This is a genomic window from Erythrobacter sp., assembly GCF_011765465.1.
Taxonomy (GTDB): domain Bacteria; phylum Pseudomonadota; class Alphaproteobacteria; order Sphingomonadales; family Sphingomonadaceae; genus Erythrobacter.
In genome coordinates, this window is sequence record NZ_CP050265.1 from 2,844,710 (window position 1) to 2,859,949 (window position 15,240).

18 protein-coding genes are annotated in these 15,240 nt (G+C 66.7%); 9 read left to right on the forward strand and 9 right to left on the reverse strand.

Going from position 1 to position 15,240, the window contains the following annotated elements; translation table 11 throughout:
* Positions 1 to 17 precede the first annotated feature (17 nt).
* On the reverse strand, positions 18 to 806 hold the full coding sequence (locus G9473_RS13735; RefSeq protein WP_291133964.1) for an SDR family NAD(P)-dependent oxidoreductase: 789 nt from the start codon (positions 804 to 806) through the stop codon (positions 18 to 20).
* A 105-nt stretch (positions 807 to 911) separates the two neighbouring features.
* Here G9473_RS13735 and G9473_RS13740 point away from each other — a divergent pair, with 105 nt between their 5' ends.
* Complete coding sequence (locus tag G9473_RS13740; RefSeq protein WP_291133966.1) at positions 912 to 2,531, forward strand: FAD-dependent oxidoreductase; 1,620 nt, start codon at positions 912 to 914, stop codon at positions 2,529 to 2,531.
* Here the strand turns inward: G9473_RS13740 and G9473_RS13745 are convergent.
* Both G9473_RS13745 and G9473_RS13750 read right to left on the reverse strand, forming a co-directional pair.
* The gene (locus tag G9473_RS13745; RefSeq protein ID WP_291133968.1) at positions 2,528 to 3,808 is read right to left on the reverse strand and encodes a cytochrome P450; all 1,281 of its coding nucleotides are present in this window, start codon (positions 3,806 to 3,808) and stop codon (positions 2,528 to 2,530) included. The genes G9473_RS13740 and G9473_RS13745 overlap by 4 nt on opposite strands.
* Positions 3,808 to 4,395: a carboxymuconolactone decarboxylase family protein gene (locus tag G9473_RS13750; protein ID WP_291133970.1), complete on the reverse strand. Its 588-nt coding sequence runs from the start codon at positions 4,393 to 4,395 to the stop codon at positions 3,808 to 3,810. Before G9473_RS13750 ends, G9473_RS13745 begins: the two co-directional genes overlap by 1 nt.
* 169 nt (positions 4,396 to 4,564) lie before the next feature.
* Between G9473_RS13750 and G9473_RS13755 the strand changes: the two genes are divergently transcribed.
* From G9473_RS13755 to G9473_RS13765, 3 genes are read left to right on the forward strand one after another with little or no spacing between them, the layout of a single operon-like run.
* The gene (locus G9473_RS13755) at positions 4,565 to 5,896 is read left to right on the forward strand and encodes a cytochrome P450 (protein ID WP_291133972.1); all 1,332 of its coding nucleotides are present in this window, start codon (positions 4,565 to 4,567) and stop codon (positions 5,894 to 5,896) included.
* 11 nt (positions 5,897 to 5,907) lie between these two features.
* A complete protein-coding gene (locus G9473_RS13760) occupies positions 5,908 to 6,309 on the forward strand; it encodes a putative quinol monooxygenase (protein ID WP_291133974.1) in 402 nt (133 codons plus the stop codon).
* On the forward strand, positions 6,306 to 6,860 hold the full coding sequence (locus tag G9473_RS13765; protein WP_291133975.1) for a nuclear transport factor 2 family protein: 555 nt from the start codon (positions 6,306 to 6,308) through the stop codon (positions 6,858 to 6,860). Before G9473_RS13760 ends, G9473_RS13765 begins: the two co-directional genes overlap by 4 nt.
* 4 nt (positions 6,861 to 6,864) lie before the next feature.
* Here G9473_RS13765 and G9473_RS13770 read toward each other — a convergent pair whose 3' ends face one another.
* Positions 6,865 to 7,218: a nuclear transport factor 2 family protein gene (locus tag G9473_RS13770; protein ID WP_291133976.1), complete on the reverse strand. Its 354-nt coding sequence runs from the start codon at positions 7,216 to 7,218 to the stop codon at positions 6,865 to 6,867.
* Between the two features lie 126 nt (positions 7,219 to 7,344).
* On the opposite strand from G9473_RS13770, the gene G9473_RS13775 reads away from it, so the two are divergent.
* Together G9473_RS13775 and G9473_RS13780 are read left to right on the forward strand one after the other, a co-directional pair.
* Positions 7,345 to 7,878 (forward strand): hypothetical protein, encoded by a 534-nt coding sequence (locus G9473_RS13775; protein ID WP_291133978.1) that lies wholly within the window; start codon positions 7,345 to 7,347, stop codon positions 7,876 to 7,878.
* Between the two features lie 8 nt (positions 7,879 to 7,886).
* On the forward strand, positions 7,887 to 8,228 hold the full coding sequence (locus tag G9473_RS13780) for a hypothetical protein (RefSeq protein ID WP_291133979.1): 342 nt from the start codon (positions 7,887 to 7,889) through the stop codon (positions 8,226 to 8,228).
* Here G9473_RS13780 and G9473_RS13785 read toward each other — a convergent pair.
* Complete coding sequence (locus tag G9473_RS13785; RefSeq protein ID WP_291133980.1) at positions 8,225 to 8,743, reverse strand: VOC family protein; 519 nt, start codon at positions 8,741 to 8,743, stop codon at positions 8,225 to 8,227. The two genes, G9473_RS13780 and G9473_RS13785, sit on opposite strands and share 4 nt — an antisense overlap.
* Positions 8,744 to 10,339, reverse strand: coding sequence for a fatty acid--CoA ligase (locus G9473_RS13790; RefSeq protein ID WP_291133981.1), 1,596 nt, complete (start codon positions 10,337 to 10,339; stop codon positions 8,744 to 8,746).
* Positions 10,340 to 10,448: 109 nt separating this feature from the next.
* On the opposite strand from G9473_RS13790, the gene G9473_RS13795 reads away from it, so the two are divergent.
* Entirely contained in the window at positions 10,449 to 10,865 is a 417-nt protein-coding gene (locus tag G9473_RS13795) for a PaaI family thioesterase (protein WP_291133982.1), read from the forward strand.
* Here the strand turns inward: G9473_RS13795 and G9473_RS13800 are convergent.
* Together G9473_RS13800 and G9473_RS13805 are read right to left on the reverse strand one after the other, a co-directional pair.
* Positions 10,862 to 11,401 carry a nuclear transport factor 2 family protein gene (locus G9473_RS13800; protein ID WP_291133984.1) on the reverse strand — a complete coding sequence of 180 codons (540 nt, stop codon included), beginning with the start codon at positions 11,399 to 11,401 and terminating at the stop codon, positions 10,862 to 10,864. The genes G9473_RS13795 and G9473_RS13800 overlap by 4 nt on opposite strands.
* Complete coding sequence (locus tag G9473_RS13805; protein WP_291133986.1) at positions 11,398 to 12,399, reverse strand: NADP-dependent oxidoreductase; 1,002 nt, start codon at positions 12,397 to 12,399, stop codon at positions 11,398 to 11,400. Before G9473_RS13805 ends, G9473_RS13800 begins: the two co-directional genes overlap by 4 nt.
* Before the next feature lie 178 nt (positions 12,400 to 12,577).
* Between G9473_RS13805 and G9473_RS13810 the strand changes: the two genes are divergently transcribed.
* On the forward strand, positions 12,578 to 13,525 hold the full coding sequence (locus tag G9473_RS13810) for an SDR family oxidoreductase (RefSeq protein ID WP_291133987.1): 948 nt from the start codon (positions 12,578 to 12,580) through the stop codon (positions 13,523 to 13,525).
* 10 nt (positions 13,526 to 13,535) lie between these two features.
* The gene (locus G9473_RS13815; protein WP_291133989.1) at positions 13,536 to 14,000 is read left to right on the forward strand and encodes a nuclear transport factor 2 family protein; all 465 of its coding nucleotides are present in this window, start codon (positions 13,536 to 13,538) and stop codon (positions 13,998 to 14,000) included.
* Between the two features lie 7 nt (positions 14,001 to 14,007).
* Here G9473_RS13815 and G9473_RS13820 read toward each other — a convergent pair whose 3' ends face one another.
* Positions 14,008 to 15,231, reverse strand: coding sequence for an aromatic ring-hydroxylating dioxygenase subunit alpha (locus G9473_RS13820; protein WP_291133990.1), 1,224 nt, complete (start codon positions 15,229 to 15,231; stop codon positions 14,008 to 14,010).
* Between the last annotated feature and the right edge of the window lie 9 nt (positions 15,232 to 15,240).

The window sequence follows — 15,240 nt, forward strand, 5'->3', positions numbered from 1 at the left end:
GGAAAGCCCGACCCCCGTCAGAACTGCGCGGTTCCCCCGTCGACGCTGATCTGCGCGCCGGTGATGCCCGCGCCTTCGGGCGAGGCGAGCAGCAGGGCGACCGCGGCGATTTCCTCGACCGTGTTGGGCCGCTTGATCGCGCTTTCCGATGCGAACAGCGCGATCATCTCGTCGAATTCCATCCCCATCGCCTCGGCGGTTGCGGGGCCGTTGTTCTTTATGATGTCGGTGACGACGAGGCCGGGGCAGATCGAATTGACCGTGATCCCCTGCTCGCCGACTTCGCGCGCCAGGCTCTTGGTGATCCCGTTCACCGCGTGCTTGGCGGCGGTGTAGGCAGTGAAGACGGGCTTGCCGTGCTTGCCCTCCATCGAGCTCATGTTGATGATCCGCCCGCTCTTGCGCTTGAGCATGGTCTGGAGCGCGCGGCGGGTCGCCCAGAAGGTCGAATAGACGTTCCACTTCATCGCCTCGTCGAACGCCTCGTCCGATAATTGCGCGAGCGGCTGGAGATCGCCCGCTCCGCCCGCGTTGTTGACGAGGATGTCGATCGTGCCGAACTGCTCGACCACGCCATCGATGAAACCCTCGACATCGGCCTGGTTCATCACGTCGCCCGCGAAGAAGGCGACGCGATCGCGGCTGCCGCGCCCGACGCGCAGTTCCTCGACCACGCGCTCGCCCTTCTCCCTGTTGCGGGCGAACAGCGCGACCTTGGCGCCTTCGTGCAGGAACGCCTCCGCGATCCCGCGCCCCAGCCCTGCCGTGCCCCCGGTGATGGCGGCGACCTTTCCTTCGAGTTTCATTGGCCTTCTCCCTCGCTTGGCTCTTGCCTAGCCCCCCGCAGGCAGGCGCGCACCTTGCCAAAATGACGAATTGGCACGCCGCGCACCGCCGCGATGATGCAAACCATGGAAACCGTCGACATCATCGTTATGGGCTGCGGCCCTGCCGGAATGACCGCCGCGCTCGCCGCGCATGAGGCGGGCGCCGAGGTCGCGATCCTCGAACGCTTCGAGCGCATCGGCGGGACGGGCGCGGTGTCGGGCGGGGTCATCTGGGTCGCCGACAATCCGCGCCAGCGCGCCGCGGGCATGGCCGATTCGCGCGACGAGGCGCTGGCCTATTTCCGGGCGCTCGATCACGGCGATCTCGTCGATGAAACGCTTGCGGCGTTTGTCGATTACGGCCCGGAAGCGCTCGCCTTCCTCGAGGACCGGGACGCGCTCAAGGTCGCGCTGCTCGACGGCTATCCCGACTACTACCTCGACCGGCCCGGCGCGAAGCCGGAGGGCGGGCGCGCGCTCGATCATGACCTGTTCGACTACCGCGAATTGGGCGAATGGGCGGGGCGGGTCTACGGTATCGAGGAACCGCGCCCGATGATGCTGCGCGAAACCCCGCTCGGCGGCGGGACGGGCGTGGTCCCGCCCGAAGAACTCAAGCGCCGGATGGAAGCGAACGAACGCGGTTTCGGGCAGGCGATGGTGGGGCGGTTGCTGAAGGCGTGCCTTGATCGCGGGATCGAGCCGCTCACCGGGGTCGAGACGAAGCGGCTTTTGCGCGAGGGCGGGCGCATCGCCGGGGTCGAGGGCGAGAAGGACGGCAAGCCCTTCGCGCTTGCCGCACGCTCGGGCGTCATCATCGCGACCGGCGGCTTCGAATGGGACGAGGAATTGCGCCAGACCTTCCTGCGCGGCCCGGCCCCTGCGCCCGCATCGCCGCCCACGGCGCGGGGCGAGGGACTGAAGCTGGCGATGGCGGCGGGCGCGAAGCTCGGCAACATGACGAGCGCGTGGTGGTCCCCGACGCTGGCCGATCCGGACGCCTCGTGGCCCGAAGGCGGCGGACGCGCCGCGCCGATGCTGATCGAGCGCACCGTGCCGCACTCGATCATGGTGAACGCTGCGGGCAAGCGCTTCTGCAACGAGGCGGCGAATTATTCCGCGCTCGCCGGCGCCTTCCACCAGTTCGACGCGCAGACCTATTCCTATCCCAATATGCCATGCTGGCTCATCTTCGACGAGCAATACGCCGCGCGCTATCCGCTCGGCACACGGATGCCGGGCCAGCCCCTGCCCGATTGGGTGACGAGCGCGGACAGCTTCGAGGCGCTGGGCGAAAAGCTCGGCATCGACGGCGCGGCGCTCGCCGCTACGGTCGAGCGGTTCAATGCCTTCGCGCGAGAAGGCCACGATCCCGATTTCGCACGCGGCACATCGGCATACGACCATTTCTACGGCGACCGCAGCCGCGAGGGCGCAGGCGTCACGCTCGGCGCGGTCGAGCAGGCGCCCTTCCATGCGGTGCCGGTCCACATGGGAATGCTCGGCACCAATGGCGGCCCGCGCACCGACGGCGAGGCGCGCATCCTCGGCCATGACGGGGAGCCGATCGCGGGACTTTACGGCGCGGGCAATGCGATCGCGTGCCCCACCGGCGGCATCTATGCGGGCGCGGGCGGCACGCTCGGTCCGGCGCTGACCTTCGGCTACATCGCCGGACGCAGCGCGGCGCGCGCCAACGCCTAGCGCTTCTTCGGCTCGAAGGTGATGTGCAGCTGTTTCAGGCTGCGCAGCAGGAAATGCGGGTGGTAGGTGAAATCGTTCTTCTCACCTGCGAAATCCATGTCCTCGAACCGGTCGACCACGGCGGTGAAGCCCCAGGTCAGCTCGCGCCTGGCAAGCGGCGCGCCGAGGCAGTGGTGCGTGCCCGACCCGAAGGCCATGTGCGCGCCCGCGCGCGGTCGGTCGAGATCGAGCTTTTCCGGGCATTCGAAAGCGCGCTCGTCCCGATTCGCCGCGCCATAGCGGACATTGATGATCGAGCCAGCGGGGATGGTCACTCCGGCGAGTTCGACATCCTCGTGGGCGAAGCGCATGAGGCTTTGCACCGGGCTTTCGAGCCGCAGAACCTCCTCGACGAAGGTTCGCATATAGCGGCCCGGATCGGACTTGAGCTTCGCCCACACGTCCTTGTTCTCGATCAGCAGCTTCATCCCCGCGGCGAGCGCGTTGGTGGTCGTCTCCGACCCGCCGACGAAGGTGTCGGCCATCATCTCGGCGTGGAGTTCGTTGTCGTTCAAGGGCCTGCCCCAGCCCTCGATCACCGTGTTCACCAGCACCGAGATGAGGCTTTCATCGGGCCGTTCGCGCAGCTTTTCGAAGATCGGCTGGAAATAATGCTGCGCCTCGATCTCGCGGTCGACCATTTCGAGATGGCGGTCTTCGGGCAGCATCATCGAGATGCGGTGGAAAAAGGCGTCGGTCCAGCCCTTGATCCGCCACATATCCTCGCGCGCCGCGCCCATCTGCTCGCCGATGATGAACAGCGGCAGGGGGATGCAGAACCGGCTCACCCAGTCGCATTCGCCTTCGTCGAGAAATCCGTCGATCAGTTCATAGGCGAGGGTTTCGACGCGCGGGTCGATTTCCTTGATCCGACTGGGCTTGAACGCCTCGTTGAACATCGCGCGCATCTGCTTGTGATTGGGATCGTCGCGTCCGGCGAGGGTGGGGGCGGGGAGCCAGCCCTTCTCCTTGAAGCGCTCGGCGACCTTGCGCCCGCGTTCGATGTCGGTGGGGCTGGCGCGCATCAGCTCGTTCTTCGCGCTGCTGGGAAAACGCTGCGGGTCCATCAGCACTTCGCGCACGTGTTCGTAGCGGCTGACGACGAAGATGTCGGTGCCCGGGATGCGATAAACGGGCGCCTCGTCGCGCAAGGTGCGATAGGCGTCCCACGGGCATTGCTGCACCTGCGGGTCGAACAGGTTGACTTGCGGCCCGGAGCCTTCCGCCCGCGTCGCCATCAGCGCACCTCGACCTTGTCCGAGCCCCACGGCGCGATGCTCTCGGCCTCGCGGAAGGCTTGCGGCAATTCCTCGACCATGTGCCAGGTCGCCGCGAGCCGGCCGAAGCCGACGAAGAAGGCGCAGGTCATGCCCAGTTCGACGATCTCGGCCTCGCTGAAATGCTCGCGCAGCTCGGCATAGGTGTCCTCGCCGATCGCGAGGTGGTCGGTTGCCATCAGCTCGCCGTAGCGGATCGCGGCCTTTTCGGCCGGGGTGAGGTTTTCCGCCTCCTGCGGGCGTTCGAGCGAGCAGACCAGCCCTTCGTCCACGCCGTCGGCGACCGCGTCGGAATAGCGGATCGCCATGCACGAGCGGCACTGGTTGAAGAAGGCGATCCTGAGGCGCACCAGTTCGACCAGCCGGTCGGGCAGCGAGCGGTGCATCTTCAGCGCCCCGCCGAAGCCCATCAGGCCGAGCGCCTGTTCCGGGCAATGGGCGAAGAAGCGGGTGAGGCCCTGCTCCAGTTCGCTGAGCGCGTCAGGGTTCACCGCATCGCGCAGGCGCGGATCCCACTGGTCGGGGGGAAGCTTGGAAATGCGGCTCATCGCGGTCTCTCCCGAAGAGGCGCCTCACTGGCAAAATAGCCCGTTTCCGTAGCGGCGCGCTTGGCTGACAAGGGTGCGGGCGAGCCCCCGGCGCTGCAATTGGCGCTTTTGCCAAGCGCAAAACCGCCGAGCGCGCGGGGATGCATCGCGCTGTTGGTGGGAGCCGGATTTGGCAAGGCAGACGCACGAGGCATCGGACCATTACGCCGCACCGCCGCGGCTGCTGGAGGACGTCGACCTGTTCGCGCCCGGCGCGCAGGAGCACTGGTACGATGCCTATGCCATCCTCCACGAACACGCGCCCGTCCAGCGCCTGCCGGGCGAGGGGCTGACGCCGGAAAGCGATGCCTTCGTCCTGACGAAATACGAGGACATCAAGCGCGTCGTGCGCGACTGGGACCGCTTCCCGCCGACGCTTTCGCTGCTGGTCGCGCAGATCCTCGAATCCGGCGAGATGCCCGCGCACATTCCCGACATCGATGCCATGGTCGCCTCGATCGTCTCGCTCCGCCCGACGCCCGAATTGTGGCGCGCGCACAGGAAGGAGCTGACCGATCCGTGGGTCGGGCCGGGCTGCACCCGCCACGCTGCGATGATCGAGCGCCATGTCGATGACCTGCTCGGCCCGATGATCGAGCGCGCGCGAGCGGGCGAGACGATCGATTTCGTCGCCGAATTCGCCCGCCCCCTGCCGCAGCGCGTGATGGCGAGCGTGCTCGGCTTTCCTCAAGGTGACATCCCGCAGCTCGAGGAATGGGGCAATGCGCAGGTCATGTCCTATGTCCACGGGCGCACGCACCGCAACCTGCTCACGCCCGAACAGACCGCCGAGAAGTTCCGCCTGCTGGACGGCATGAAGGATTACGTCGCCGAAAAGACCCGCGAGAAGCGCGCCGACCCGAAGGACGACATGATCTCCTTCCTGACGCAGACCAGATACGAGGCGCTCGGACGCAAGCTGACCGACGACGAGGTCGGCGGCGTCGTCTACGCGATGGTGATCGGCGGGCTGGAGACGACGCAATACGCCATCGCCGAACAGGCCCAGCTCCTGTGCGAGCGCGAAGGGCTGTTCGATGCGATCCGCGCCGATCGTGCGGCGATCCGCACCTTCATCGAGGAAGGGATGCGCCTGCGCTCGCCCACCCAGGGGCTTTCGACCCGCATCTGCGCGCATGACGAGGTGTTCCAGGGCGTGCGCGTGCCCGCCGGCTCGATGCTCCACCTGCGCTGGGCGGCGGCGAATATCGACCCGGACGAATTCGAGGATCCGCTCGAGGTGAAGCTCGACCGGCGCGCGGCGACCCGCCATCTCGCTTTCAGCCAGGGGCCGCGCTCGTGTCCGGGCTCGAACCTGTCGCGGCTTGAACAGACGATCGTCTGGAACCGGCTGTGCGACGCCCTTTCCGGCATGGCCTATGCACCCGGCAACGACTTCGCCCACCAGGGCGGCATCATGCTCGGCATCCACCAATTGTGGCTCGACCTCACCCCCGCCTGAAGGAGACCGCCATGGCGACATTGCTTGCGCATATCAGGATCAAGCCCGGCAAGGAGGAGGCGTGGGAGGCGATCATGCGGAACATGGTGCTCGAGACCTTCCGCACCGAGGCGGGCGTGATCCGCTACGAATACTGGAAGGGCGAGGCCGAGCGGTCCTACTACTGCCTGCTCTCGTTCAGGGACAAGTGGGCGTTCTATGCCCACCAGATGTCCGACCACCACGAAGGCCATGACTTCGCGGAGGTGCTGGAAGACATCCGGCTCGAATATGTCGGTCCGGTAGAAGGCGCGGGCGGGGGGCTGCCGCCGACCCGCGACCCGGCCCTGCCCGATGACGCGAACGAGGCGATGCGGACCGCGCAGGAACGCTTTCCCCTCACCATTCCCGCATGGTGGGAGGCGCGGCTGTGAGCGTGAGCACGGGGCCGGACGCGCGGCTCGAGGCGCTGATCGCGAAACAGGAGATCGCCGAGGTCATGCAGCGCTATTCGCGCACGCTCGACTGGCTCGACGACGAAGGGCAGGCGAGCTGCTACTGGCCCGATGCGCCGGTCGATTACGGCTTCTTTTCCGGCACGGCGGCGGATTTCGTGCCCGTGGTAATGGAGATCGAGCGCGCCAGCCAGCGGCGCTGGCATATGCTTTCGGGGCTCGCGATCCGGCTCCATTCGCTGACCCGGGCGAGCGCGGAATGCTATGGCATGGCGACCGGAATCCGCCAGCAGGAGGACGGCAGCTGGCAGGGCAACCTTTATGGCGGGCGCTATCTCGACGAATTCGAGAAACGCGCGCCCGCAGGCGATCCCGACGGCGAGATGGAATGGCGCATATCGAAGCGGCAATACGTGATGGACTGGCGCGTCCCGCTGACCGACCAGCCGGGCAATGACCCCGATCCGAACCTGCCGCTCCCGATCCTGCAGATCGTGGAGAGCGGGCACGAGCTCTACCGCAGGATGTGACGGTTCATTCGCCCGCCGGCGGGTCCATGTAGTCGCGATAATAGGTGAGCTGCCCGCCCGCGACCTTGTAGATGCCGCAGCCGCCGCGCGTGCCCTCGGGCGAATGCAGCGTCCAGCGCGCCCAGCAGGCGTGGTCGTCGCCGCAGATCTCGTCGACGGTGAAGGTGATCTTACGGTTGCCCATTTCCTCGACCATCTTGGTCATGAACGACAGGATCGCATCGCGTCCCCTGTAGGTTCCCCAGACCGGATCCTCGACCACCGCGTCCTCGGCGAAAAGCGGGGCGAGTTTCGTGTAGTCGCCCTCGTCCTGAATGCGCCAGAATTGCTCGATCACGTCCTGTGCCTGTCCCGGCATGGCTCTTCCTCCCGGTTTTCCGATGCCGCGAACGTGCCACGCGAAGCGCCGCGCGGCCCCCTCTGAAAATGTGGAGGCGGCCGCGCAGCGCGCGGCGCGTTACACTTGGCCCCAAGGAGAAGCCTCATGTCGACCATACCCCGCGCCTCCTCGGCGATCGCCGGCGAGCCCGCCCATTTCGGCTCGGTCCTCGCCCACCAGCCCGCCATCGCGCAGGCCTTCGCCGAGCTTTACGGGCGGTTCTGGGACAGCGACGTGCTCGCGGCGCGGCTCAAGGAAGTCGCCCGGATGCGCAACGCGCGCGTCACCGAATGCGGGTTCTGCCGCAATGTCCGCTTCGACAAGGCGGTTGCCGAGGGGCTGGGCGAGGAGGTGGTGGACGACATCGACGACGGCTATGAAACGTCCGCCCGGCTGACCGATGCCGAAAAGGCGGTTCTGAAATTCACCGACGCGCTGATCCACGATCCCGAGCTTCTCACCGGCGATGCGAAGGCGGCCCTGAAGCGCCACCTGTCCCCGGAGCAGATCGCCGAGCTGGGCCTTGGCGTCACGCTGTTCCTCGCGCTCGCCAAGGCGCTGATCGTGCTGGGGCTGGAACCCGAGCAGATGGACCGCACCGTGCTCCCCACTCCCGCCGTGCCGGAGCCTGCGCAATGAAGGGGCCGGTGGCAGAGGCACTCGCCGGATCGCCTGAGCTTGCGGGGCGCTACATGGCCTTCCGCGATGCCGCGCACGAGGCGCTCGGCCCGGAAATCGTCGCGGAAGTCCGCCGCGCCGTCGCCGGCGTGCACGGCATGGGAGAGGGCGCGCGCGGGAGCGCTCCTGCAGCGGTGATCTCCTATGCCCGGCGCATGGTGTTCGAACACACCGCGATCACCGATGAAGAGGCCGCCGCCGTCACAGCCGAACTGGGCGAGCCGGGCCTCGTCGCGCTGTCGGTCGTCGCGGCGCTCGCCGATGCCGAATGCCGCGCCGAAGCGGTCGGCCTGCCGGACCTCGCCTCCTAGAGTTCGAGCGGGCGCACCGGGTCGCTGCCGTCCCAGCCTTGTGCGGCATCGCGGACCATGGCGTAGAAGCTCTCCAGTCCCTCGTCTCGGGCATAAAGCTCGATCATGTGGCCGAGGCTCGCGGTCGCATCGAGGAAAGCGAAGGCGGTTCCGAAAGCCGTGACCGAATACTGCGCGAGCGGTATCCCGCGCGCTTCGTATCCGGCGATCGCGGTATCGAGATCCTCGACCCAGATCGCCGCATGGTGGAGGCCGTAGCGGCCCGAGCCGGGCGGGAAGACATCGCTTATCGCGCTGGGATCGTTGCTGTGCAGCGCGACGAATTCGACCATCAGGTCGCCCCACTGGCCATAGGCGGAGGAATGGTCGAATTCGCGTTTCACCCCGCGGTGGACGCTGTAGTTCAGCGGGACGTGGGAGAAGGTGAAGAAGGGGCCGGAGCCGAACACCCGCGAATGCTCACGCGCCGCGCGTTCGATGTCGGGCACGTAATAGGCGAGCTGGCGGACCTGCATTCAGTTCACCGCGCGGTCCTTGCCCTCCCAGTAGGGCGCGCGCAATTCGCGGCGCAGGATCTTGCCCGAAGGGTTGCGCGGCAGGGCTTCGATGAAATCGACCGACTTGGGGCACTTATAGCCGGCGATATGCTCGCGCGCGTGGGCGATCAGCTCGGCCTCGGTGATTTCCTCGCCCGGCTTGACGACGACGCAGGCTTTCACCTCCTCGCCCCATTTCTCGGACGGGATGCCGATCACGGCGACGTCGGCGACCTTTGGGTGGGCGTAGAGCGCGTTCTCGACCTCGGCCGGGTAGACGTTCTCGCCCCCGGAGATGATCATGTCCTTCACCCGGTCGTGGATGTAGAGATAGCCGTCCTCGTCGAGATAGCCCGCATCGCCCGTGCGTAGCCAGCCGTCCTCGTCGATCGTCTCGGCGGTGGCTTCGGGATTGTTCCAGTAGCGGCTCATGTTCTTGGAAGACCGCGTGGCGATCTCGCCCACCGTGTTCGGCGGCAGGGTGTTGCCCTCCTCGTCGATGATCTTGAGCTCGACACCGGGAAGCGGCGTTCCGACGCTGCGCATCCGGGGGCTGCCTTCGGGGACATGGTCTTCAGGGTCGAGTGCGACGATCGTTCCGCTCGTCTCCGTCATCCCGTACATCTGGACGAAGCCGCAGCCCAGCACCTCCATCGCCTCGCGCATCAGTTCCAGGGGAATGGGCGAGGCGCCGTAGGTGACGTATTTGAGGCGGCTGAAATCCACTTCCTTCACGCGCGGGTGATTGAGCAAAATCTGGATCGCGGCGGGGACGAGGAAGATCTTGGAGATGTTGTAGTTCTCGATCAGCTCCAGCGCCTTGGTCGGGTCGTATTCGGGCAGGACGATCGAATTGCTGCCCGCGACCATCGTCCCGATGCCCGTTCCCGTCCCGCTGATGTGGAAGCACGGCATGGCGAGCAGGGTCACGTCGCCCTCGACCGGTTCCTGCCATTCGCGCATTTCGCCTTCCTGGCCGACCGCATCGCGGCTCGAGAGGATCGAGCCGTGGGTCATGACCGCGCCCTTGGGCCGGCCGGTCGTGCCCGAGGTGTAGAGCTGCAGCGCATCGTCCTCCAGCCCGACGCGGGTGGCCGGCGGGCGGGCGGAAAAGCCGTCGCGCCAGATGCGGTAATCGGTCCCGGCATGGTCCGGCGCGTCGATCCCGATCACCTGTTCGACGTCGGGGACCTGTCCGCGCACCCGCGCCAGCACATCGGCGAAGCCTTCGCCCACGAAGACCACGCGGGCGCAGCAATTGTCGAGGATATAGGCGACCTCGGGGGCGGCGAGGCGCCAGTTCACCGGTGTCATCACCGCGCCGATCTTGGCCGCGCCCAGCAGCGCCTCGAAATAGAGCGGGTGATTCTTGCCGAGAAAGGCGACCCGCTCGCCCTTCTTCACCCCGAACGCGGCGAGCGCGTTGGCGACGCGGTTCGAATTCTCGTCCAGCTCGGCGAAAGTGATCGTCTCGTCGCCATAGGTGAAGGCGGGGGTGTCGCCGCGTTCCTGCGCGTGTTCGCGCACGATGTCGCAGAACGAGCCCGCCTCGGCGAGCGCAGCCTCGATGGCCATGATAGGTGTCTCCTGTCCCATGGGCGCGAGCCTACGCCCGCTTGCCCGCCTCACCATTGGCACAATTCATAGCATTTGGCCCGCGCCAATCGCGGTCTATGCTTGCCCCATGACCGACACGCCGCCTCCCCCGGGCTTCGAGCCCGCCCGCTTCTCGCCCGGCTTTCTCGACCATGGCGGGCCCTATTTCCTCGGGCGCAAGCGGGAGGGCGTGCGGGTCATGGGCCTGCGCATCTGCCCGCATCACATCAATTACAAGGACGGGGCGCATGGCGGGGTGATCTCTACCTTCGCCGATGTCGCCCTGAGCCACGCGGTCTACGATGCCGAGCGCCCGCGCCTCGCGCCTTCGACCATTGCATTGCAGGTCAATTACCTCGCCGCCGCGCGGCTGGGCGAGTGGCTCGAGGCGCAAGTGACGATCGACCGGCTGGGCGGACGCACCGCCTACACCAGCGGGCGGATCATGCGCGGTGAGGACGCGATCGCGACGATGAGCGGGGTCTTCGCGATCCGGCGCGGTTAGCCGAGGAAGCGCGCCACCACCGGGGTCGAGGGGTCGCGCTCGTCATGATAGCCGCTCGCGCCCTCGGGAACGTCCGACAGGTCCACGCCCTCGACCTCGCGGAATTCGCGCCAGTCGTAGAGCCCGATGCGCCGCGCGATGCGCCACTGGTTGTCGCGCTTTTCGAAGCGGTCGACATAGCGCCCGGCGATGACCGCGGAATAGGTGCGGCCCTTGTCGGGAAAGACCTCGGCCACCGGATAGCCCGCGGGCACAGTGTGCATCGCGGTCATGTAGGTTTCGGTGTGGCACACAAGGTCGTTCTCGAAACCGAACTGGACCTGGCCCAGCTGGTGCTGGGTGGCGAGGCAGGGGTCGATGATCGCGCGCGCCTGCTCGACGAAACCGCGCCAGTCGCCCGATACCGTGCCGAACTGGAATTCGGCGTCCTCGTGGAACAGCTGGTCCATCATCTGCCAGCGGCGGCGGTCGATCGCGTGGGCATAGGCGGCGATGACGTCGCTGATTTCCGCGCGCGCTTCGAGATGCAGTTTCATGGCTCCAGCTCCACGATGACCTTGCCGATATTGCCGCCGGTGAACAGTTTTCGATAGGCCGCGAGCGTGTTGTCGAGGCCCTTCGTCACGTCATAGGGCATGACGAGATCGCCCGCCTCGGTCCATTCGCGCAGGCGCGCGGTGAGCGCTTCGCCTTCGTGCATGAAATCGGGCGAGAAGAAGCCTTCGACCCGCAGGCGCCGCATCAGGATCTGGTCGAATTCGCGGGGCGCGGTGCGCCTCCCCGAGTTGTAATCGGCGAGCAGGCCGCACACCGCGATCCGGCCATAGTGGTTCATGCGGGTGAGGACTTCGTCGAGCATGGGCCCGCCGACATTGTCGAAATAGACGTCGAACCCGCCCGCCTTATCGAGCTGCGCGCCAAGATCGCCCGCCTTGTAATCGACCGCCCCCGCGATCCCGAGCTCCTTGGTCAGGAAACGGCATTTATCCGCCCCGCCCGCGATTCCCCATGCCTCGCAGCCGAGCAGCTTGGCGATCTGCACCGCGAGGATACCCGTGGCTCCGGCAGCGGCGGACACCAGCACCCGTTCGCCAGATTTTGCTGCGCCGGTGCGCTCGATCCCCCATAGCGCGGTCCAGCCGTTCATGCCGAGCGGGCCGAACCATGCGCGCCGGTCCTCGACAGCAGGATCGAGCTTCACCGCGCCCGACAGCGCCGCATCGACCTGGCTCACCTCGCCCCACACGCCGAAGGCGCGCACGAGATCGCCGACGGCAAAGTCTTCCGTCCGGCTTTCGATCACCTCGCCCAGCACCAGCCCGGTCATCGGCGCACCCACGGGGAGCGGCGGCTGGTAGCCGTCCTCGCGGCTCGTCAGCCACAGGCGCGTGCCCGCGTCCATCGACAGCATCGCGTTGCGGATACGGATTTCCCCCTGCGCAAGCTCGGGCAGCGGGGCGTCAACGAGCGCGAGCGCCTCGTCGAAATCGGTTCCCTCGGGGCGGCGCTCTATGCGCCAGAAACGGTTTTCCATGCACGCCTTGTCCGGCCCGTGGCAGCGCGCGGCAACCCCGCCATTTCGCTAGGGCGCGCGCGTGCGGCCCCTGTCATTTTCGCGCTATCAAAAAACACCGGAGCGGCGCGGCGGGCGCTTGGCCTAGGTTGCGCCGGGCGCATGGGATAGCGGCTAAATTGCGAAGGGGAGAGAGACAATGGCACTCATCACGGTGATCGGCGCATCGGGCCGGCAGGGCATGGCTCAGGTGCGCCAGGCGCTCAAGGCAGGATACGAAGTGCGCGCGATCTCGCGCCAGCCGGACCCGTTCGCGGGGCTGCTGATCGACGGCATCGAGAATGTCGAGGTGCGCCCGATGGACCTCTACGACACGTCCACCTACCGCGCCGCGCTCGAAGGGTCGGATTACATCTTCTACACCCACCCGCTGCAGGCCCGCGCCGACCGCGCGGTGCTGGTCGGACAGGTCGGCAAGGCGGCGGCGGAGCTGGACGTGAAGCGGGTGGTCTGGAACACCTCGAGCTGGATTCCCGACCGTCCCGGCGACCCCTTCACCTATGCCGGGAACACGGCGGGCATCAACGCGCTGTGGCGCTCCGGCGCGCCCGGCACGGTGTTCGGCAGCGTGCTGTTCATGGACAACCTGCTGACCAACTGGGCGCGGCCTTTCATCATCAACGAAGGGCGCTACGTCTATCCGCACAATCCGCAGCTCGAGGCGAATTGGATCAGCCTCGACGATGTCGCGAAGTTCATGCTGACCAGCCTCGAGCGGCCCGACATGGAAGGCGCGTGGCTCAATATCGGCGGGCCGGAGCGACTGGTGGGCTCGCAGGTCACGCAATACCTGTCCGAAGCGCTCGGCAGGGAGATCGAATACGACCCCTGCACGCCCGAGGAATTCGGCCGCTATCTCGTCGAGGCGGCAGGGGATTCGATGCCGGAGGAAGCGCGCGAGGAATTCGCCAAGGGCATCCAGGCCTTCTACGAATACAACAACGAAGCGCCCACCCGGCCCTTCGAGGTCGACATGGACCACGTCTACGAACGCTTCCCCGAACTCGAGGGCGAGCTGGAGACGATGGGCGAATGGACCAAGCGCGTCGACTGGGGCGAATCGAACTTCCGCCCCGCGTTCGGCTGAGGCGCGCGCCATGGCCGACACGCGCGAGGCCAACATCGCGCTGGCGACGCGCTATTACGAAGCGCTGGAGGCGGGCGATTTCGACGCGCTCGCCGATCTCCATGCCGACGACGTCGTGTTCAACCTCGTCGGCTCCACGCCCGTTTCAGGGCGTTGGGTCGGCAAGGCGGAATGCTTCGGCCCGCTGGTGGCGGACAATGTCGTGGGCAAGCTGGTTCCCGAGACCGTGCAGTTCTCACGGCAGTGGCGGATCATGTGCGCGGACGAGAACTGCGTCGTCGGCATCATGCGCGGCGGCGGCATGGGTGTGAACGGCCACGAATACCTGCAGACCTACTGCCAGGTGATGACCATCCGCGACGGCAAGATCGCCGAGCTGCACGAATTCTTCGACACCGCGCTGGTCGAACTCGCGCTCAACGACAATCCCACGGCGAAGGGGCCGAGCGAGGTGGCCCGGCCCTTCGAATTCTAGCGCCCGCCTATTCCGCGGCCTGACGCTGCTCGCGCGCGAAGATGTCGAGCAGCTCTTCATCCGAGGCGTTCACGAGCTTCTCGGCCCACTGGTGAAAGACCTGCCCGCCGCGCTCGTTGCGGCCGAACAGGACGTGGTCCATCAGGCCCGATTGCAGCGCCTCGTGCTGGCGCTTGCCGGTGGCGTAATCCTCGTCGCGCACGACCACTTCGAGGAAGTCGAACTGTTCGTGGGCGGATTTGACCTGCTCTTCGGTCTCGGGGCGGTTCTCCATCACGTAATACTGGGTGGTCCAGCTTTCCCCGACCGTCTCGCCGGGGAAGAGCTGGCTGATCATCGCCCCGCGCTGCCCGCCGCCGTAGAAGCTCGCGATCGAGATGTGGGGGAAGATCGTCCACACGCCCTGCACCAGCGCGTCCTGCGGGATTTCCTCGTCCGACATCTGCGTGAGGTCGATCTGCTCGTCGCTCCCGGTGCGCTGGGCGAATTTCGACGGGCTTGCGAGCCTTTGGTGCGGCCCCCAGGCGAAGTAGTTGGCGCGGTTGAAGAAATCGGCTCCGAACGTGTCCTTGTGGAGGACCGGCAGGTGGTAGAAATCGAGATAGCCGTCATAGGCCGTCTTCCAGTTCGGCCCCGCCAGGGTGCGCTTGGCGAACAGGGTCCAGCCTGAAAACCCGAAGGCTTCGAGCAGCGCATCGTAGCCGCACAGGTAATCCTCGATGGCGAGCTTCGAATTGGGATCGAGCGTCACCCAGATCAGCCCCGCGCGTTCGAGCACCGGGAAGCGCTTGAGGCAATGGGCGGCCTTGTCGACCTTCCCGAAATCCTGCGGGCTGGCGACGCCCAGCAGGTCGCCGTCCTGGCGGAAGGTCCAGCCGTGATAGCCGCAGGTGAAACGGCTCGCGTTGCCCGTCCCCGAGGCGAGCGGATTGCCGCGGTGGGTGCACATATTGAGGAAGGCGGCGATCTCGCCGTCCTTCTGGCGCGACAGCAGCAGCGGCACGCCGCAGATGTCCATCGCCTTGTAATCGCCCGGTTCCGGCAATTCGCACGACGGCGCGACCATTAGCGGGAGGCGGCGGAAGATGTTGCGCTTCTCGCGCTCGAACAGGCTCTCGTCGGTATAGCTGCTTGCCGGCACGCGCACGACCTCGTCGGCGAGCTCCATCGTGTCCGCCTCGCCATGCGCGACGAGGCTGCGGGTCATGCCGACCAGTTGTTCGCGCGACATCTCTCTCTC